The sequence below is a fragment of the uncultured Virgibacillus sp. genome, assembly GCF_947495635.1.
GTDB lineage: Bacteria > Bacillota > Bacilli > Bacillales > Amphibacillaceae > Virgibacillus > Virgibacillus salarius.
Genome location: NZ_CANMAB010000086.1, coordinates 1 through 18,624, shown reverse-complemented (window position 1 = coordinate 18,624; position 18,624 = coordinate 1). Strand labels below are relative to the sequence as shown.

16 protein-coding genes and 1 riboswitch are annotated in these 18,624 nt (G+C 36.8%); of the genes, 9 read left to right on the top strand and 7 right to left on the bottom strand.

The genetic code is table 11. The features are described from left to right. Positions 1–490 precede the first annotated feature (490 nt). The 3 genes from Q1A47_RS15925 to Q1A47_RS15915 all read right to left on the bottom strand — a co-directional run bounded on the left by Q1A47_RS15925 (position 491) and on the right by Q1A47_RS15915 (position 1,994). Positions 491–709, bottom strand: coding sequence for a DUF2187 family protein (locus Q1A47_RS15925; RefSeq protein WP_026679800.1), 219 nt, complete (start codon positions 707–709; stop codon positions 491–493). A gap of 31 nt (positions 710–740) precedes the next feature. Further along, the gene (locus Q1A47_RS15920; RefSeq protein WP_026679801.1) at positions 741–1,262 is read right to left on the bottom strand and encodes a MerR family transcriptional regulator; all 522 of its coding nucleotides are present in this window, start codon (positions 1,260–1,262) and stop codon (positions 741–743) included. A gap of 375 nt (positions 1,263–1,637) precedes the next feature. Then, a complete protein-coding gene (locus tag Q1A47_RS15915) occupies positions 1,638–1,994 on the bottom strand; it encodes a carboxymuconolactone decarboxylase family protein (protein WP_026679802.1) in 357 nt (118 codons plus the stop codon). A 424-nt stretch (positions 1,995–2,418) separates the two neighbouring features. Here Q1A47_RS15915 and Q1A47_RS15910 point away from each other — a divergent pair, with 424 nt between their 5' ends. Beyond that, entirely contained in the window at positions 2,419–3,336 is a 918-nt protein-coding gene (locus Q1A47_RS15910) for a hydroxymethylglutaryl-CoA lyase (protein ID WP_026679803.1), read from the top strand. A 391-nt stretch (positions 3,337–3,727) separates the two neighbouring features. Here Q1A47_RS15910 and Q1A47_RS15905 read toward each other — a convergent pair whose 3' ends face one another. Continuing rightward, positions 3,728–4,030 (bottom strand): PTS glucose transporter subunit IIA, encoded by a 303-nt coding sequence (locus Q1A47_RS15905; protein ID WP_240455838.1) that lies wholly within the window; start codon positions 4,028–4,030, stop codon positions 3,728–3,730. Between the two features lie 471 nt (positions 4,031–4,501). Here Q1A47_RS15905 and Q1A47_RS15900 point away from each other — a divergent pair, with 471 nt between their 5' ends. From Q1A47_RS15900 to Q1A47_RS15890, 3 genes are read left to right on the top strand one after another with little or no spacing between them, the layout of a single operon-like run. Then, positions 4,502–6,169, top strand: a complete 1,668-nt coding sequence (locus tag Q1A47_RS15900) for a PTS transporter subunit IIBC (RefSeq protein ID WP_299632465.1) — start codon at positions 4,502–4,504, stop codon at positions 6,167–6,169. Then, on the top strand, positions 6,166–6,957 hold the full coding sequence (locus tag Q1A47_RS15895) for an endonuclease/exonuclease/phosphatase family protein (protein ID WP_166530244.1): 792 nt from the start codon (positions 6,166–6,168) through the stop codon (positions 6,955–6,957). The genes Q1A47_RS15900 and Q1A47_RS15895 overlap by 4 nt, the downstream gene beginning before the upstream one ends. Positions 6,958–7,002: 45 nt before the next feature. Beyond that, positions 7,003–8,679 carry an alpha-glucosidase gene (locus Q1A47_RS15890; RefSeq protein WP_034678361.1) on the top strand — a complete coding sequence of 559 codons (1,677 nt, stop codon included), beginning with the start codon at positions 7,003–7,005 and terminating at the stop codon, positions 8,677–8,679. On the opposite strand, the gene Q1A47_RS15885 is transcribed toward Q1A47_RS15890, so the two are convergent. After that, positions 8,662–8,799 (bottom strand): hypothetical protein, encoded by a 138-nt coding sequence (locus tag Q1A47_RS15885; RefSeq protein WP_205388890.1) that lies wholly within the window; start codon positions 8,797–8,799, stop codon positions 8,662–8,664. The genes Q1A47_RS15890 and Q1A47_RS15885 overlap by 18 nt on opposite strands. A 186-nt stretch (positions 8,800–8,985) precedes the next feature. Further along, entirely contained in the window at positions 8,986–10,398 is a 1,413-nt protein-coding gene (locus Q1A47_RS15880) for a Na+/H+ antiporter NhaC family protein (RefSeq protein ID WP_026679807.1), read from the bottom strand. Positions 10,399–10,688: 290 nt separating this feature from the next. Further along, a riboswitch (SAM riboswitch) is annotated at positions 10,689–10,793 on the top strand. A 369-nt stretch (positions 10,794–11,162) separates the two neighbouring features. Between Q1A47_RS15880 and Q1A47_RS15875 the strand changes: the two genes are divergently transcribed. Both Q1A47_RS15875 and Q1A47_RS15870 read left to right on the top strand, forming a co-directional pair. After that, on the top strand, positions 11,163–12,275 hold the full coding sequence (locus tag Q1A47_RS15875; protein ID WP_211911254.1) for a 5-methyltetrahydropteroyltriglutamate--homocysteine S-methyltransferase: 1,113 nt from the start codon (positions 11,163–11,165) through the stop codon (positions 12,273–12,275). Between the two features lie 338 nt (positions 12,276–12,613). After that, entirely contained in the window at positions 12,614–13,180 is a 567-nt protein-coding gene (locus Q1A47_RS15870; protein ID WP_308036058.1) for an XRE family transcriptional regulator, read from the top strand. Positions 13,181–13,344: 164 nt separating this feature from the next. Here Q1A47_RS15870 and Q1A47_RS15865 read toward each other — a convergent pair whose 3' ends face one another. Beyond that, positions 13,345–13,893, bottom strand: coding sequence for a helix-turn-helix domain-containing protein (locus tag Q1A47_RS15865; protein ID WP_026679811.1), 549 nt, complete (start codon positions 13,891–13,893; stop codon positions 13,345–13,347). A gap of 440 nt (positions 13,894–14,333) precedes the next feature. Here Q1A47_RS15865 and pruA point away from each other — a divergent pair, with 440 nt between their 5' ends. From pruA to Q1A47_RS15850, 3 genes are all read left to right on the top strand, one after another. Then, positions 14,334–15,881, top strand: coding sequence for an L-glutamate gamma-semialdehyde dehydrogenase (gene pruA / locus Q1A47_RS15860; protein WP_026679812.1), 1,548 nt, complete (start codon positions 14,334–14,336; stop codon positions 15,879–15,881). 155 nt (positions 15,882–16,036) lie between these two features. Further along, positions 16,037–16,954: a proline dehydrogenase family protein gene (locus tag Q1A47_RS15855; protein ID WP_026679813.1), complete on the top strand. Its 918-nt coding sequence runs from the start codon at positions 16,037–16,039 to the stop codon at positions 16,952–16,954. A 410-nt stretch (positions 16,955–17,364) separates the two neighbouring features. Continuing rightward, a complete protein-coding gene (locus Q1A47_RS15850; protein WP_166530245.1) occupies positions 17,365–18,108 on the top strand; it encodes an SDR family NAD(P)-dependent oxidoreductase in 744 nt (247 codons plus the stop codon). Positions 18,109–18,624 lie beyond the last annotated feature (516 nt).

Genomic DNA, 18,624 nt, shown 5'->3' with positions numbered 1-18,624 from the left:
TATAAACTCTTGGAACAAGAGGGTTAGCTTGGTCCATTTCGTCAGCTACCAAAAGTGGCGATTACCCAAGAAGCCCCACTTCAAGCAACCCGTAAGGGTGGTAAGTGGTGGGAGTAGTTCACAAATAAGATGGTAAGCTAATGCTCTACAGTTATAGGTAAGGTTTTTCCGCGTAGAGAGAGCTTTTATAATCATAAGTTTAAAACAATAACTGATAATCGAAGGGGGATAAGATGACAATTTTAAGAGGAACTAGAATGTCAGGGGCGAACAAACGAGCAATTTATACGATGAAAAATAGTTTGTTTAACCTTAATAAATATCTATGAAAGAGGTATGATAAAAAGGATAATAGGACAAGGTTAGAAATTAAAGAAAACCCGAACTATAATCCGAGTATGAATATTCGGATAGTAGTTCGGAGGTTTATTTCATATTCCAATGAAAAGACAAAATTGTTATTCGACTATAATTATGTCTCTATACCAAATTAGTTTTGCACTTTATCTACGATCCTGTAATTTTCATGAGCCACTACCGTATTAGGAAAGCTATGACTAATTTTTTGCAAATTACTTGACGACGAAATATCAACGATAATGCTCCGTTTACAACTTGATGGTAATACTTGTCCCTTAAGAATATAGTTATCTTTTACAAACTCAATAACATCTCCTGGTTTTGCCTTTTTTTTATCTGGTTTAAACATAATTATTCCTCCATTCATTAGATGAAAGCTGCTATTTAAAAAGTCTTGCGAAAGAATCCTTCTTCATTTCGTACTTCTCTCCGGGAGTTAGTTCATATTTTAATCGCTCAATCTGTTGTTTGAGTTTATTAATTTCTTCTGACTGTTGTTCTGCGATTTTTGCTCGCCTAGCTTGTTCTTCTTGTAAAGCTAGTATCGACTTCTCTTGGTTTGCAACATTGGATACTGTCAGTCCAATTGTTTGCATAACTGTCAAGATGTTTTCTTTGTAGCTTCCTTGATCAAATGCTTGCTGTACATCTTCAATGGTGCTTTCTACCCTAATTGGAAAGCTTCTATCTGCTAATCTTTTTTCAATGTCAGTTTTATTATATTGCTGGTACTTGCATTTTTTTATGAATTTCAAAACGTCAATTGCTTCCGGAAGATAATACATGTCATCTTGCTGCTGTGTCTTTGGTACGTACATGTTAAATTCCTCAATCCAGGTTGATGCAGTGTGCTTTGGAACACCGACAATGTGAGACAACCCATTTAGACTAAGCAATTCCATTGTTTTTCACCGTCTTTCTAATATAATCAAAATAGTTAGTTGGCTGTGCTTAGATGGAAGCACACTACTAATAGTAAACAAAGAAGATGGAATGAGTATGTGATAAATGTGGAATAATTGAGGAAAAATGAAAAGCTAAAATGTGGTCCGATAAAGAGGCTGAGACAAAAGAATGAAGAAACAATAAAAAACGAACGCTAATTAGTTTAAACTAATTATCTTTTCGCTTTTTGATTATAATCATTCATTTAGCACCTGAAATAAGCGAGACTCCGGCAGGAACAGCACGAGTCCGAAGCTCCTCCTATTGATAACATGATTATTCGTATTTTGAGTAAAGAAGTTGTGTTTTGTCCCAGCCTCAAAATCAATCAACTATTGATTCAATTCATCAATGCATGCTTGAACTAATGTAACTCCTTGGCTTATTGAAGGACCACCACCAAAAGCAGCAGCTACACAAATCGCATCGAGAATTTCATCTTCTGTGCAACCTTGGTCTAAGCAACCTTTAGTATGATAAATAATACAATATTCATCTTGGGCATGGATGCTAATACCTAGCGCCATTAATTGCTTCATTTTTTTAGATAATGCACGTTCTGAGAAGCATGCTTCTGTAAAGGATGTATACGTCTTCGCAAATTCAGGCATTTTTTCGGTGAATTTCCCAACACCTTCTTTGTATTCAATTAATTTAGTCTTAATAGAATCCATTCTCTCCAACTCCATTTCGTCAGATTTAATCATGATGGTAGTATGAGCCAAATACGTAAAGATAAACCAAAATATAATGAAAGGAAGAAACTTCCTTTTACTTCGATCTAGTTGCTCAATTAATGCTGAAAGAATAAATGCAGTGATGATATTATAACGATTGGTTCGCTCTTTATATAAGCTATTTTATTGAACAGACCCCTCATTTAGGTTAGTATTTATTTGACTTTTACTGAATTTTTATAATATACTTTATTCAACAAAGTTGAATGAAATGAAACTTGGTCTAATATAGATATAATGAATGATCTTTTAACCTATAATTATGAAAGCGCATACTTTTCGTGCACTGAAATGATCAGGATGGCATACAGTGATAATAATAACCTTTTCGTAAGTAGGTTCTATAAAAATTCATTTAAAAATTGGAGGGGGAAGCATGTGTCAGTATCCTAAACATGTCCAGTTAAAAGAGGTTGGTCCTAGGGACGGATTGCAAAATGAAAATGTATTTATTGATACCGATGATAAGATAAAATGGATCAACATGCTATCTGAATCTGGTGTGCAGGAAATAGAATATTCATCCTTTGTACATCCTAAGTGGATTCCTGCCTTGGCAGATGCACGTGACGTTGGAAGAAGGATAAAGCGAAATCCAAATGTGTCCTACTCTGCACTAGTTCCTAATTTAAAAGGTTTAGACCATGCGCTGGAAACAGGAATTGATGCAGCTTCCGTCTTTATGTCAGCTAGCGAAACACATAATCAAAAGAATATTAATAAATCAATAGATGAAACCTACCCAGTCTTGAAAAAAGTTATTCAAGAGGCAAAGACTGCTGGAAAATTCGTAACCGGTTATATATCTACCGTTTTTGATTGTCCATATGAAGGAAGAATTTCTCCAGAACAAGCGGTCGCAGTTTGTGATCAATTATTTGATTATGGTGTTGATTCGATTTCGTTAGGAGATACGATTGGCTCTGCAGTTCCAAGTCAAGTAGAAGCATTATTAGATCACGTCTTATCTCGTTATTCTCAAGAAAAAATTATTATGCACTTTCATGATACTAGAGGAATGGCAATCGCAAATATCATGACATCAATCCAATATGGAATTACTCGCTTTGATAGCTCTGTTGGTGGATTAGGGGGTTGTCCGTATGCAAAAGGCGCAGCTGGTAATGTCGCTACGAATGATGTCCTTTATTTGCTACATGGGTTAGGAATTGAAACTGGAATAAAAGAAGAAAAAATTCAACAAGCAGCTTTATATATTCAAGATAAATTAGGCAAGAGACTTCCTAGTAAAGCACTCGCTTACCAATTGAGTAATTTCAAGAAGACCGTGTAAAGCAAGAACAAGGGCAAAACAAAAGAAATTCTGATAACTACTATAACACTAATAAAATATTCTTGAATAGTAGTTTGGAGTTTTATCGTGAAATGGTAAACATTCCTATCGAGATAAAATCGTTAGTCAATCTGAACAAAACATATGAGTGGCTCTGAAGCTTCACGTTGCTAAATAAAATATGAGTAGCAGTGTTAGCTGAGCCCACAAAAGAACCCTATAACTTAAATTGTGATGAAAGAAAAATTTATGGCGCATATAACTGGCAGTAATACCCCCACTTCAGCAATAAAGTGAAATCAATAGTGGTAAGTGGGGGATAAACAAACACACTTTCACTTAATCGCCTTTCGATATTTAAATTCGCCCCCCTATGATATTTTATTTAGGTTTATTTGCTTACTAACGATACTAGACCCTTACCTCCTATGACCTCACTGGTTGTCACAGTCTTGATCCGAGTCATTTCCTTTGTGTTGGTTAGAACTAAAGGAATGATCGTACTACTTGCTTGTTCCTCAACTATATCAAAATCGATTAACTTACCTCCAGCGGAAACATTATCACCTTCTTTCACATAGAAAGTGAATCCTTTCCCCTTTAGTTGAACTGCTTCTAGACCAATATGAATCAATAGTTCAACACCGTTATCTGTACGCATCCCAAGAGCATGCTTAGTAAGGAAGACCTGAATGATTCTCCCATTAACTGGAGATAAAATAATTCCATTTTTTTTGGGTTAAAAACAATCCCATCACCCATTATTTTTCGGGAAATACAGGATCAGGTACTTCTTCTAAACCAATTACATTTCCGTCTACCGGTGCATAAAGATTGATATTTTGAGGCGCTACTTTATTCTTACAGTTTTTTTAACAGTGTTTTCCCCATCCTTGCTTAAGTTATCGTAAAAAATAGTGTTTAGGTACTTGACCTTCTTTCAATTCTACTATACTATGTTTATATAAATAATGCAAACGTTTGCACTAATGATGCATGGAGCATTTCAGTTCAGATCAGTATGTATAATTACTATATTCATGGAATGAAAGTGTTTACATTCATCTCCTTTGCTATCTTTTTATAAGGAAAATGAATAGGTTTATTTACGAAAACGTTTGCATCAAAATTGGGATGCTAAAGAAATTTGAGGAGGGAAAACAGCATGAAGAACATGTTTTCATTTGATTTCTGGCAAAAGCTTGGAAAAGCATTGTTAGTCGTTGTTGCGGTTATGCCTGCTGCTGGAATCATGATTTCATTAGGGAAAGTAATCGGCATGACAATGAACGATTTTTCATTTTTGCTAGTGATTGGCCGAGTAATGGAAGATATCGGGTGGGCAATTATTAATAACTTGCATATTTTATTTGCGGTAGCCATTGGTGGCTCATCGGCTAAGGAAAAAGCTGGCGGAGCCTTTGCAGCATTACTAGCGTTTATTTTGATAAACCGAATTACTGGTGTGGTATTTGGAGTAACTAGTGATATGTTCACTGAACCCAGAGCAACAGTAAATTCTTTATTTGGAAGTGAATTAATCATTGATAATTATTTTACTTCTATATTAGGTGCACCCGCGCTTAATATGGGAGTATTTATTGGGATTATTTCTGGATTTGTAGGTGCAACGATTTATAACAAATATTATAATTTCAACCGCTTACCACAAGCTCTCTCATTCTTTAATGGAAAACGCTTTGTACCCTTTGTCGTTATTCTTTGGTCTGTAATTATTGCACTCATTATGTCTGTTTTATGGCCATTTATTCAGGGGGTAATTAATGAATTTGGTATCTGGTTGGCGAATTCAAAGGATTCAGCACCATTTCTAGCACCTTTCGCTTTTGGAATGCTGGAGCGTTTGCTTTTACCGTTTGGATTACATCATATGTTGACAGTACCGATTAATTATACAGAGCTAGGTGGAACCTACACGATTATGACAGGTGCATCTGTAGGAGAAGTAGTTGCAGGTCAGGATCCACTTTGGCTTGCTTGGGTTTCAGATTTAGTAAACCTGCAAGCAGCTGGAGATATGCAAGCATACAACAGTTTATTACAAGAAGTGACACCGGCAAGGTTTAAGATGGGGCAAATGATTTTATCAAGTGCCGTTTTAATTGGTGCTGCACTTGCAATGTATCGTAATGTGGATAAAGATAAGCTAACAAAATATAAATCAATGTTTTTCTCTGCAGGACTAGCTGTATTTATTACTGGTGTAACGGAGCCGATTGAATTCATGTTTATGTTCGCAGCACCTTTATTGTATTTTGTATATGCGGTAATTGCTGGTTTAAGCTTTGCGATGGTTGATTTAATTGATTTGAGACTACACTCGTTTGGACTAGTTGAATTAGCCACACGACTACCGATGGCAATAAACGCTGGTCTTGTTGGAGATATCATTAACTTTGTCATTACCTGTATCGTTTTCTTTGTAATTAGCTATTTCTTATTTAACTTTATTATTCAGAAGATGAATCTTCCCACTCCTGGACGTGCTGGAAATTACTCAGATGATGATACGACTGTTGAAAAAGATAAGGAAAAACAAAATTCTTCTATTCATAAATCAGCTGAAGATAACGAAATTGCAGAAATTATTCGGTTGCTTGGTGGTCAGGAAAATATTCTCGAAGTTGATGCATGTATGACTAGATTACGTGTATCGGTTAAGGATGTAGCTGATGTAGCGTCAGAAACGGATTGGAAAAAGACTGGAGCTATGGGGCTAGTGAAAAAAGATTCAGGCGTTCAAGCAATATATGGTCCAAAAGCCGACGTTCTAAAGTCAAAAGTACAGGATTATTTGGAGGATAACCAATGAAGCTATTGACACTTAACTGTCATTCTTGGCAGGAGGCGGATCAATGGAAAAAGCTGGACATACTTGCCGCTGTAATTCATGAGCAATCCTATGATGTAGTCGCTTTACAGGAAGTAAGTCAATTGATCACTGCAGAAATGGTTAAAGGTAAGTTAAAAGCTAATAATTTCGGGTTTTTGCTTGTGCAAAAGCTGAAGGAATTAGGATCGATGTATGACTATGAATGGGATATTTCACATATTGGTTATGAGTGTTTCGAGGAAGGGGTAGCTTTGTTAACAAAGCACCCTGTTCTCCAGCGTGAATCATTCTTTGTCAGTTGCAGTCAAGATACATCTTATTGGAAAACACGTAAAGTAGTTGGAATGACGGTTAATTATAAAGGTATATCAACTGCATTTTACGCTTGTCATTTAGGCTGGTGGCAGGATGAAGAGGAGCCTTTTCGTTCCCAAATGGATCGGTTAGTTGCACGAATTAATCAAGAAAGACCACATTTTTTAATGGGTGACTTTAATAATCCGGCGGGGATTGCTGGTGAAGGGTATGATTATGTTCAGGACTTTGGCTATTTTGATACGTATCAACTAGCTAAACATAAGGATTCTGGTGTAACGGTTCTAGGTGAGATTGCAGGCTGGGAAAATCATTCAGATAAGAAGCGAATTGATTTTATTTTTTCCTCTAAAAAGGTAGAAATTCTTACGTCGAGAGTTATTTTGAATGGTATTAATAAACCAGTGGTATCCGATCATTTTGCAATCGAGGTCAATGTAGCTGATTGGTAGACTACATTATATGTTAACAATTGAACAATGAAGGAGTATACAATGATGAAAAAAGTATGGTGGAAAGAAGCGGTTGCCTATCAAGTATATCCTCGTAGCTTTATGGATGCTGATGGGGATGGAATTGGAGACATTCAAGGTGTTATTTCCAAATTAGATTATTTAGAGGGATTGGGTATTGATGTGATTTGGCTTAGTCCTGTCTATCAATCACCAAATGATGACAATGGTTATGATATTAGTGACTATCAAGCGATTATGTCTGAATTCGGTACAATGAATGACTTTGACCAGTTATTAGAAGAAGTTCATCAGCGGGGAATGAAATTGATTATGGATCTAGTAATCAATCATACATCTGATGAACATCCGTGGTTTATAGAATCTAGGTCTTCAAAAAATAATCCCTATCGTGATTATTATATTTGGCAAGAAGGTAAAAATGGAACCGAGCCAAATAACTGGGAATCTATATTTGGTGGTTCTGCTTGGGAGTATGACGACAGAACAGAAAGTTATTATTTGCATGTCTTTTCTCGGAAACAGCCAGATCTGAATTGGGAAAATCCAGCAGTACGCCAATCGTTGTATAGCATGGTTAATTGGTGGCTTGATAAAGGTATTGATGGTTTTCGTGTTGATGCGATATCCCATATCAAAAAAGTACCTGGTTTCCCAGATATGCCAAATCCAGATAACAGAAAATATGTTCCGTCATTTGCAGGTCATATGAATCGAGAAGGAATTCATGTATTTTTACAAGAATTAAAAAATGAAACCTTTGATCAATATGACATTATGACTGTTGGAGAAGCGAATGGCGTCACGATGGAGGACGCTGCACTTTGGGTTGGCGAAGAGAAGGGTAAATTTAATATGGTCTTCCAATTTGAACACTTGGATCTTTGGGGGAAAAGTATTACTGGTGGATTAGACATCCATGCCTTAAAAGAAACATTAACTAAATGGCAAAAGGGGCTTGAGGGAGTCGGCTGGAATGCATTATTCCTCGAAAACCATGATCAGACTCGTTCCGTTTCGAGTTGGGGGAATGATGATGAATATTGGAAGGTTTCGGCAAAGGGATTAGCTACGCTATATTTTCTTATGCAGGGTACACCATTTATTTATCAGGGACAGGAAATAGGGATGACAAATGTTCAATTTCCAGCGATTGAAGATTATAACGATGTGGCTATGAAAAATCTGTATGCTGAAGAAATTGAAAAAGGCACAAGTCATCAAGAAATCATGGAGATCATTTGGGAAAAAGGAAGAGATAATTCGAGAACGCCTATGCAGTGGAATGGCAAGGAAAATGCTGGTTTTACAACAGGACAACCTTGGATGAAGGTCAATCCGAATTATAGAAGAATCAATGTTTCCGATCAACTGGCTGATCCAACATCCATTTACCATTATTACAAACAATTGATACACATTAGGAAGCAATATTCTGCATTTATTTATGGAAGTTACAACCTGGTCTTAGCAGATCATGATCAGGTGTATGGCTATACCAGAACGGATGGAGATCAGCAAATGTTAATTCTTGTGAATTTATTTGAAGAAGAAGCTGATGTCAACGTGACAGAAACTCTGATAGTTTCATCAGCAAAGTTGTTAATCAGCAATTACGATGTAGAGAACGAAGAGCAACTGAAGAATATGGTTTTAAAACCATATGAAGCAAGAGTTTATCGCCTATATAATTGGCAGTAATATCTCCACTTCAAGCAATAAAGTGAAAACAATATGAATAAGTGAGTGATCGACTGCCACTGCCAGTAAATGTCCGAATGGTTCAAAGGGATTTAGGTCATATCTTTGTGGTACTAACATCAGTGGAGGAACAAAAATCCCCCATTTTACTTTATACGTCTTTCAGTAAGTAACATCACCCTCTAAACCATTCAGCAAACGATTCATCAACTCGGTGATCAAGGAGACTTTGACGTTTCTTCTCAGGAAGGAGACTTGCCTCCATCTATACAATAGGTTGTGGCCAGTCTCCTCTTCCTTTTCCTATTAAATAAAATATGCTACTACTAAGTACAAAGCTGCTGCAATACCTACGCCTATGGATACAATTTTTAATTTATACTGTGCATATTCGACAAGAGGAACTTCTAGAATAGATGCCGTTGTAATGGTAGTGTCGCCTAGCGGAGAGGTCATTGCTCCAAATGAACCGCTTGCAAATACGGCACCAACTGTCATCGGTAATGAAGCTCCTGTTGAAGTTGCCAGAGCAATCCCCAGTGGCATAAATATCCCCCATGTTCCAAAGGATGAACCTAGGAAATAGCTGACAGCTGAACCTACTAAAAAAACAATAGCTGGAATAGTAAATGCAGGAAGAAAACTGCCAATTGTCGCCTCGATAAATTTGGAAAACCCAAGGTCTTCTGCAACAAAAGATAAGGACCATACTAGTACCAGAAGAATAATTGCCTCCATGAGTTGGTTTCCACCATCATAAAAGTGGTAAATGGTTTCACTTAGTTTTTGGTCCCTTAACATATAGAAAATAAACGTGATGATGAGTGTAATAAATACGGCAAGTAAGATAACAAAGGTAGCATCCGCTTTTGCAAAGGCATTAAATATTCCGGTAGCTCCTTTTTCTACGCCGTTTTGCCATAATAAAAATAAGGTTAGACCAAGCAATAAAAACAAAGGAACAATTAAATTCCAAGGCTGCGCTTTCACCATGGATAGCTCTTTTTTAATTCCTATGCGGTGATGTTCATCTGTCTGTTGCATGTTTTGATCTTTGTTGGTTTGCTTTTTGCTGGGCTTGGACCAGAATGTCCTAATTAGTCCAATGATCAGCATTACAATTGCAAAAAAGTTAAATGGAATACTGTACAAAAATACTTGATAGGCATCTGCTTCCAGATTATGTTTTTGAATTCCCCCTTCAATAAGGGAAACCATGAAACCGACGAAAGCAGTGGCAGCTGGTAATAATACGATAACGGAACTGGTGGATACATCCATCGTGAACCCTACTTTCCAGTGAGACATGTTCACCTTTTTAAGTAAGGATTTTACCACGGGTCCAATCATCATTATTCGAAACATCGGCATCATAAATGTAAAAGGTAGGGTCAACCAGATGACAACTAGAAGTCCTCGTTCGGATTGAATTTTGTCACCAACCCACTCAGAAAATCCTTTAACTCCTCCAGAAATTTGCATCATACCAATCAATCCGCCAAATAAATATAAAAAGGCGATAATATTAATATTCCCTGGATCTGCCAATGTCGTTATGAGATAGTTTACGGCTTCTTTTGTTCCGTTTAATACGCTGAATTCTAACAGAAAAGCACCTACAAGGAGTCCCAGCACTAGTCCAGGAAGAAGTCTTTTTTGCCATATAGCTAAAGCAATAACAATAGTAAAGGGAATGAGGGAGAACCAGGTGTGATCCATCGTACAGCCTCCTCTAAATGGATGGTTTGATATCTAGTATAAGGTTGAAAAAATGAATAAAAGCTATAATTACCATTTGTAAAAAGTCGATTTTTCATACGTAGCTTTTGCAGAAAGACATAATCACTACATGCTTCCTCATAATAGGTGAATCTGTTGATTATTAGATGTCAATAAAGCTATTAGAAAGGGTGAAATGGACAGCAGTTATTAAATAGTGTGAGGAATCTTTTGCTATTTTTTAATAGAATTGCTATGATAGTTTTAATTATTTAAATAATTACATAATATTCTTATCTAGAGAGGTCGAGGGACTAGCCTGAAGACACCTCAGCAACCTGTTTTATAAATAAGGTGCTACTTCTAGCAAGTTTTATAAACTTGAAAGATGAGAAGGTGACGATGTATGTATACAAAAGAGCCCTTCTTAGCAGAAGGGTTCTTTTTAACGAGGCTGAGGCAAAACACACTTATTTACTCAAAATACGAATAATCATGTTATCAATAGGAGTATCATTCCAGCATCGTGAAATATACTCGCTTTCCGCGGGAACGGTCTCAGCTAACTTGGTAAGGAAAACGCTTTTTCTAGTGGATCTTCGGACTCGTGGTGTTACGGCCGGAGTCTCGCTTATTTCAGGTGCTAAATGAATGATTCTGATCAATACGAACGATAATTAATTTTCAACCAATCATTGTTCGTTTTTAATTGTTTCTTCATTCTTTTGTCTCAGCCTTTTTATAACTATAAAGGAGTGGATACATTGACAACAGCAGTAGAACGAATAGCACCTTTCAAAGGAGATCATGTAGGTAGCTTTCTAAGAACAGATCGTATCAAGCACGCGAGATCTCAATATGCTAAAGGAGAAATTAGTGAAAAACAACGAAGAGCAATTGAAGATGCAGAAATTATTAAGCTAGTAGAGAAACAAAAGGCAGCTGGGCTAATGGCTATAACCGATGGAGAACTTCGGCGTTCTTGGTGGCATTTCGACTTTTTAGAGAATTTAAGTGGTGTTGAGGGATTTGAGCCAAATAATGGCTTGAAATTTGCTGGAATTGAGACAAAAAAGCATTCCATTCATGTTACTGGAAAGGTGGAGTTTAATAAAGAGCATCCATTTCTCGCAGATTTTAAGTTTCTGAATGAAGTGGTAGGGAACCGTCATGTTGCCAAACAGACGATCCCAAGTCCGAACATGTTACTCGTTCGTGCTGGATTTGATACAGATATTTATCAAACAATCGAAGACCTTGTTCCAGATGTGATTATGGCTTATCAACAAGCAATTCAGGCATTTTATGATGCAGGTTGTCGTTACCTTCAGTTAGATGACACATCATGGGCATCCTTTCTATCAGAAGAAGGGATTTCCTCACTGCAAGCAAAGGGCATGAATCCAGAAAAACTAAGGGATATTTGCAAACGTGTGATTAATGAATCGATTGCTGAAAGGCCTAAAGATTTACTTATCACCATGCATATTTGTCGAGGCAATTATCGTTCCCATTATTTCAGTACAGGTTCTTATGATGCTGTTTCTGAAACCATTTTCGCTGGGTTGAATGTGGACGGGCTTTTCCTTGAATTTGATGACGAGCGATCTGGAGGTTTCGAGCCTTTATCCTATGTGAACAGAGATGATCTTTGTGTAGTCTTAGGATTAGTTACTTCTAAGTTCCCAGAGCTGGAAGATAAAGATGTTATTAAGAAACGTATTGCTGAAGCTGCTAACTACCTTCCGTATGAACAGCTCTGTCTTAGTCCGCAATGCGGTTTCGCTTCTACAGAAGAAGGTAATCTGATAACAGAAGAAGAGCAATGGAATAAGGTTAGACATGTAGTAGATATCGCTAAGGATGTGTGGAAGTAAGAAAGCATATTAGTAGCCGCTTATATTAAACCATTTTGAATGAATGAAGATAAAGTAACTCCGAATTACCTTTCGAGCATATCAGTATATTCGGAATGTAGTTGGGTGCTTTATCATTCATTTTTTTAAATGGTGATGTTACCTAACGAAAGGAAGGGTGCTTTGACCCGTTAATATTAGCAAAGTAAACAGAACTAGCTAAAAAAACAGCACACTCTGCTTGTATGTGATTAAATCTATAGGCAGTGATTATCTGTATGTTCGGATTGACGATAGTTTCGTTCTATTCTATCATTAAAGAAGTTTATAGAACGTGTGACCACTAGCGGAAGGAGAGAATTGCAATAAATCTTAATAATATAGGTAAGAAAATTAAGCAAATGCGCTTGCGTATGAAAAAAACACAACAGCAGGTAGCGGAAGCATGTGGAATCTCCAAAAGCCTTTTATCTAAAATTGAAAATGGACAGACAGCTTCAGCAATTGCCACTTTATCCAAAATTAGTGAAGAATTAGAAGTACCACTAACCTGGATTTTGGATGATCATGATGATCGAGATCTTGTTTTACTCCCTCATACAGAACGGCAATTTAAAGTAGGTGATGAGAATATGGGTTACTCCTATGAATTGCTGGCAAATCGTTCGCGGTTTACAGGAATTGAACCTACTATTGTTCATGTAACTCCTCGGGATATGAATGTCCGCGAAGAGACCTATACGCACTCCCAAGATGAGTTTATTTATATTTTAGAGGGAGCTATCCATTTACTTTATGAAGATGAGAAGCATTACATGGAAAAAGGAGATAGTGCTTTTTTTAAAGGAAATAAGTCACATTTATTTATTCCCGTTAATAATGAACCAGCGAGGGTACTAACAGTGTTTATCGATAATCATTTGTAATCAGACAAGGAGCTGTCCCAAAAGACAGCCTCCTCTTGAGCAACTGATTTGGCTGACCGACTCCTGTGGATGAATCCAATTATTTTAGGCTTTACACGGCAGCCACCCCAACAGGAGTATTCAAAGGTCTAGATTGCTGTATCAACATGTACTTTATGGAATATCTATTCTCTGGAAGAAATACATAGGAACTTTATTGGTTTGTCCGTATAATTATACCAATTATGTGGTGTTGAAGAATCTAAGAATATACAATCATATGGTTGTAAAATGGCTTCCTCATAATCAACTTCAATGGTAAGCGTGCCTTCTAACACATATAGAAACTCCTGTCCTTTGTGTGAAAAATTATTGCCTCGATTATCTCCTGGGTTAAGAATGATAAGATTCGGAACAAAAAGTGGGTTCTCCATTCCTCCGGTTAAATCCTTATAAATAAATCGATTTTCAGTTAAGTTTGCCATATCAACAATATTTCTTGTGATTGCTGATCGTGAGTTATCCATAGATGATGAGAAGAAATAACTTGGATTCACTCCAAGTGCTTCAGAAATTCGTTTTAAAGATAGAAGGGTAGCAGAAGTTTTGGAATGCTCCAATTGTGATAAAAAACTAATGGAAAGTCCGGTTTTTTCAGAAACTTGTTTTAGTGTTAACTTTTTTTGTTTTCGTAGGTTCTTCACTTTACTTCCAAGGTTTTGTGTGTGGTTCATGGTTTATTTCTCCCCTTATCCCAATTGATAACTTGTAGATATAAAAGATCAGCTTAGACTTTGTGAATATTTTGATAGTCCTTTTTGCCTAGTTTTATAGAATTGTATGAGAAAACAGTTGACGAAAAAGCAAAAAATATCTTATAATTTATTTAAACATAATTTAAGTAATACTTAAATAGTTTCGCTTTAAATTATTAGATAGTTTCGCTTTAAATTATTAGAAAATTTTCTTAGTTCAAATTTCACAACAGCTTTAGCTTTTAGAGTTTCTTCTGAGCATTAATGAACAACCCGTAACAGGCTAGCCATCTTATTGATTACAGTAATAGTTAAATTAATGAGCAATGTATACGCTTAAGGGTTGATTATTTTCATTGATGTTGAAAACGTTTTCAATAATTGGAAACTAGTAAACTATATTTAGGAGGTTTTTATACATGGTCGTACCTTATACACATGAACCCTTTACAGATTTTACGGTGGAAGAGAATAGACAGCAAATGCTAGCTGCATTGAAAAAGGTAGAGAAGGATTTAGGTAAGGAATACCCATTAATTATTGGTGGTGAACGTATTACAACAGAGGAAAAAATCGTTTCTGTTAATCCTGCCGATAAAGAGGAAGTAATTGGCTATGTTTCTAAAGCAAATAAAGAATTAGCTGAGAAAGCAATGCAAGTTGCAGATAAAACGTTTGAAACTTGGAGAAAATCGGATCCGAAATTCCGTGCAGATATCTTATTTAGATCTGCTGCGATCATTCGTCGCAGAAAGCATGAGTTCACTGCCCATTTAATCAAAGAAGGCGGTAAACCATGGAAGGAAGCAGATGCAGATACAGCAGAAGCTATTGATTTCCTAGAATATTACGGACGTCAAATGCTTGAATTAAAAGATGGAGTTAAAGTGAATAGCCGTCCAATTGAATATAACCAATATCATTACATTCCATTAGGCGTAGGTGTGGTTATTTCTCCTTGGAACTTCTTGTTTGCGATTATGGCAGGTACTACTGTAGCAGCAATGGTAACTGGAAATACCGTTTTATTGAAACCAGCAAGTGCGACTCCAGTTATCGCTTATAAACTGATGGAAGTATTGGAAGAAGCAGGAATGCCAGCAGGAGTTATTAACTACATTCCTGGTCCTGGGAAAGAAGTAGGCGATTATTTAGTTGATCACCCACGTACGCGTTTCATAAGTTTTACTGGTTCTCGTGATGTAGGTACCCGTATTTTTGAACGTGCGGCAAAAGTACAAGAAGGTCAGAAATGGTTGAAACGAACAATTATTGAAATGGGTGGAAAAGATACTATTGTTGTTGATAATGAAGCAGATTTAGAATTAGCAGCTGAATCAATTGTACAATCCGCTTTTGGATTTTCTGGACAGAAATGTTCAGCATGTTCTCGCGCTGTCATTCATGAAGATGTCTATGATGAAGTGAAAAATAGAGTTGTAGAACTTACCAGCGAGTTATCGGCAGGAAATCCTTATGATAATTCCCATTTCATGGGTCCGGTCATTGATCAAGGAGCTTATGATAAAATTATGGATTATATCGAGGTTGGGAAGAAAGAAGGAGACTTATTAGTCGGTGGTACAGGTGACGACAGCAAAGGCTGGTTTGTAAATCCAACGGTGTTTGGAGATGTTGATCCAGAGGCTCGTATCATGCAAGAAGAAATATTTGGACCTGTGGTTGCATTAACGAAGGCGAAAAGTTTTGATGAGGCCATTGATATAGCCAACAATACCGAGTATGGCTTAACTGGTGCAGTAATTACAAATAATCGTACGCATCAAGAACAAGCACGTCAGGATTTTCATGTAGGTAACCTGTACTTCAATCGCGGTTGTACAGCAGCCATTGTAGGCTATCAGCCATTTGGTGGATTTAACATGTCTGGAACAGATTCAAAAGCAGGTGGACCAGATTATCTTATCCATCATATGCAAGGTAAAACAAGTTCTGAAATGCTGTAAATAATACATTAACTATCTTTCCTGCAATGCTTTACAAATAATGAAGTGGAAATGCATGTTCAAAAAGAAAGGTAAAAAGGAAGAGCGAATTCCTTTTTACCTGATCTTTTGAACATATTTTTTAGAAAATTAGTGAAGTTTGGGGGAGGATCAACGTGGAACAAATCATGCGTAATTTCTTTTTATTTTTATCAAATAATAAACCACTAACGAAAGCAGCAAAGAAATACGGTTTTCGGTTTGGAGCATCACGATTTGTCGCAGGAGTAGATATTAATGGTGCAGCTGAGAAGATTAAAGAATTAAACGATAAGGGGTTTGAAGTAACTGTCGATCACTTGGGAGAATTCATTGACAATGAAGAAGAAGCGAGGCAATCTACTGAGGAATGCATTCATGCAATTAAGGTCATTGCGGAAAAAGATCTGAATGCACAATTGTCGTTGAAATTAACCTCACTTGGTATGGATATTTCTTATGAGCTTGTCATGGGAAATATGCGTAGAATACTACAGACAGGGAAAGAGTATGGAGTCATTGTTACAATTGATATGGAAGATTATGAACGAACGGAACAAACGTTAACCATTTTTAAATCATTGAGGCAGGAATTTGATAATCTTGGAACGGTACTACAAGCTTATCTTTATCGTGTAGAAGAGGATTTAGATGCACTAAATGAGTTTAACCCATATTTGCGGCTTGTAAAAGGTGCTTATAAAGAATCCGAAAAGGTTGCCTTTCCAAATAAACAGGATGTCGATGAGAATTATAAAAAGATCATTAAGAAGAATCTGTTAAATGGTAACTACACAGCTGTAGCTACACATGATGATGATATTATTGCATATACAAAAGAACTGGAAAAAACACATGCTATTCCCAGAGATCAATTTGAGTTTCAAATGTTGTATGGTATCCGAATTGAACTTCAAGAACGATTGATTGAAGAGGGGTATAAGGTGCGCGTTTATATGCCTTATGGTGACGATTGGTTTGGATATAATATGCGCCGCTTAGCAGAACGACCTGCCAACGTTGCCTTTGTGTTGAAAGGAATCTTTAAAAAATAAAGTTAAGGTTAGTCCTTCTGATGTATAACGAAAGTGGTCCGCTACTAGCAACAATCTTTATATTATAATTCTATGTAGGCCAAAACGAATCAACGCTTTACTAGTAGTCGACAATGCGACTACTCGAACTATTGAAACGGAGGGCTTACTATCAGCTATATGAAAAAATTTTTATTACGTGCAAGCTGCTAATTTGGGTTGATGGATGATAGGCTACCTTCTCAAATTGCGCTTGCACTTTTCTATTACTGTTTATTCCGTATATAATTCACCCTCAAAATGATATCGCCATCATTAGGTTATCCAGTTCACATAATTGCTTATCTGTAAAAAAAGGAGTATGCTAGCATTATAAAAAGTAAGTGAATACTTACTTACTTTTTAATGAATAAGATAAAGGGGTGTCTTTGATGGCAGATAGAGTAGTAGTTATAACAGGTGCCGCAAGTGGAATTGGACGTGCAACTGCGTTAAAATTTGCGCGAGAAGGGGATAAGGTAGTAGTTGCTGATTTGAATGGAAGTGGTCAAGATATAGCTAAGCAAATTACTAAAGATGGCGGTAAAGCTACATTCATAAAAACAGATGTTTCCAAACAAGAGGACGTACAAAACCTAGTGGATAAAGCAGTGGAGTTATATGGATCCATAGATGTAATGTTTAATAATGCTGGAATTGGCGATATGGGATCAATCCTTGAGCCGAATATAGATTCTTATCATAAAACAATAGGTGTGAATCAACACGGTGTGGCATATGGAATCTTCGCAGCAGGTCGTAAAATGAAGGAATTGAATGTAAATGGTGTTATTATTAACACTGCTTCCGTATTCGGTTATATGGCAAATAAAGGTACATTTGCTTATCAAGCAAGTAAGGGTGCAGTACGAATGATGACACAAACTGCAGCACTAGAGCTCGCACCATTTGCTATTCGCGTAGTTGGTGTTGCTCCAGGTGGGGTTGATACGCCAATTATTCAAGGTTATAAAGATAAAGGGATGTTGGAACATTTGAAGAAACAGCAAATGCGCGAGCAGTTGATTCAACCAGAGGCCATTGCTAATGCTGTCTATTTACTATCACTAAAAGAAGCAGATGTTATTAATGGAAGTATTGTTATGCTTGATGATGGTTATGCATCATTCAAATAAGTTATAATAGTAAGGCTGGTGATTCCTCCAGCCTTACTTTTTTGTCTAGGAATTATAAAATTTGTCCATGTGGATATGGGCGTGTTGGGTCGCGCCTAGCTCCAGAGCCCAGAAACTAAGCGACTTCACGAATCTTTCTGCGATAAGTCATCATTGGCTAGAAAAGCACACCATAATTTCTTTATCTCCATTGACTCGCTCCAGTCGCTATGTTTCTAATCGGGTGCTTACGCTTTTGCTCTTCACGTTAGGAAGATATAAAACTTTAGCTTAGTCGACTAAGCAACGTAGCGAACATTTTTAAGTACAATGTATATGTAGAAACTAAGGTTTTCGCAATTACTTGGCGAAAAGCCAAGGTTTTCTTATAAGTTAAGAAAGTATAAAATCAGTACAATGACTGCGTTAAGCCAAGTAGTTATTTTGAAATGTTTGATGCATATTGGCAATGCTCCGACTAATTACTTCGCTTTCCGCGGGCACGGCTTCAACTAACTTTGCAAAGAAGAACACGTT

What these genes read in the sequence shown, in the direction of transcription:
- Q1A47_RS15900 (WP_299632465.1), top strand. Translation starts at nt 4,502, where the DNA reads ATGAAGAACATGTTTTCATTTGATTTCTGGCAAAAGCTTGGAAAAGCA.
- Q1A47_RS15880 (WP_026679807.1), bottom strand. Translation starts at nt 10,398, where the DNA reads ATGGATCACACCTGGTTCTCCCTCATTCCCTTTACTATTGTTATTGCT.
- Q1A47_RS15885 (WP_205388890.1), bottom strand. Translation starts at nt 8,799, where the DNA reads ATGTTAGTACCACAAAGATATGACCTAAATCCCTTTGAACCATTCGGA.
- Q1A47_RS15925 (WP_026679800.1), bottom strand. Translation starts at nt 709, where the DNA reads ATGTTTAAACCAGATAAAAAAAAGGCAAAACCAGGAGATGTTATTGAG.
- Q1A47_RS15895 (WP_166530244.1), top strand. Translation starts at nt 6,166, where the DNA reads ATGAAGCTATTGACACTTAACTGTCATTCTTGGCAGGAGGCGGATCAA.
- Q1A47_RS15865 (WP_026679811.1), bottom strand. Translation starts at nt 13,893, where the DNA reads ATGAACCACACACAAAACCTTGGAAGTAAAGTGAAGAACCTACGAAAA.
- pruA (WP_026679812.1), top strand. Translation starts at nt 14,334, where the DNA reads ATGGTCGTACCTTATACACATGAACCCTTTACAGATTTTACGGTGGAA.
- Q1A47_RS15890 (WP_034678361.1), top strand. Translation starts at nt 7,003, where the DNA reads ATGAAAAAAGTATGGTGGAAAGAAGCGGTTGCCTATCAAGTATATCCT.
- Q1A47_RS15915 (WP_026679802.1), bottom strand. Translation starts at nt 1,994, where the DNA reads ATGGAGTTGGAGAGAATGGATTCTATTAAGACTAAATTAATTGAATAC.
- Q1A47_RS15920 (WP_026679801.1), bottom strand. Translation starts at nt 1,262, where the DNA reads ATGGAATTGCTTAGTCTAAATGGGTTGTCTCACATTGTCGGTGTTCCA.
- Q1A47_RS15850 (WP_166530245.1), top strand. Translation starts at nt 17,365, where the DNA reads ATGGCAGATAGAGTAGTAGTTATAACAGGTGCCGCAAGTGGAATTGGA.
- Q1A47_RS15910 (WP_026679803.1), top strand. Translation starts at nt 2,419, where the DNA reads ATGTGTCAGTATCCTAAACATGTCCAGTTAAAAGAGGTTGGTCCTAGG.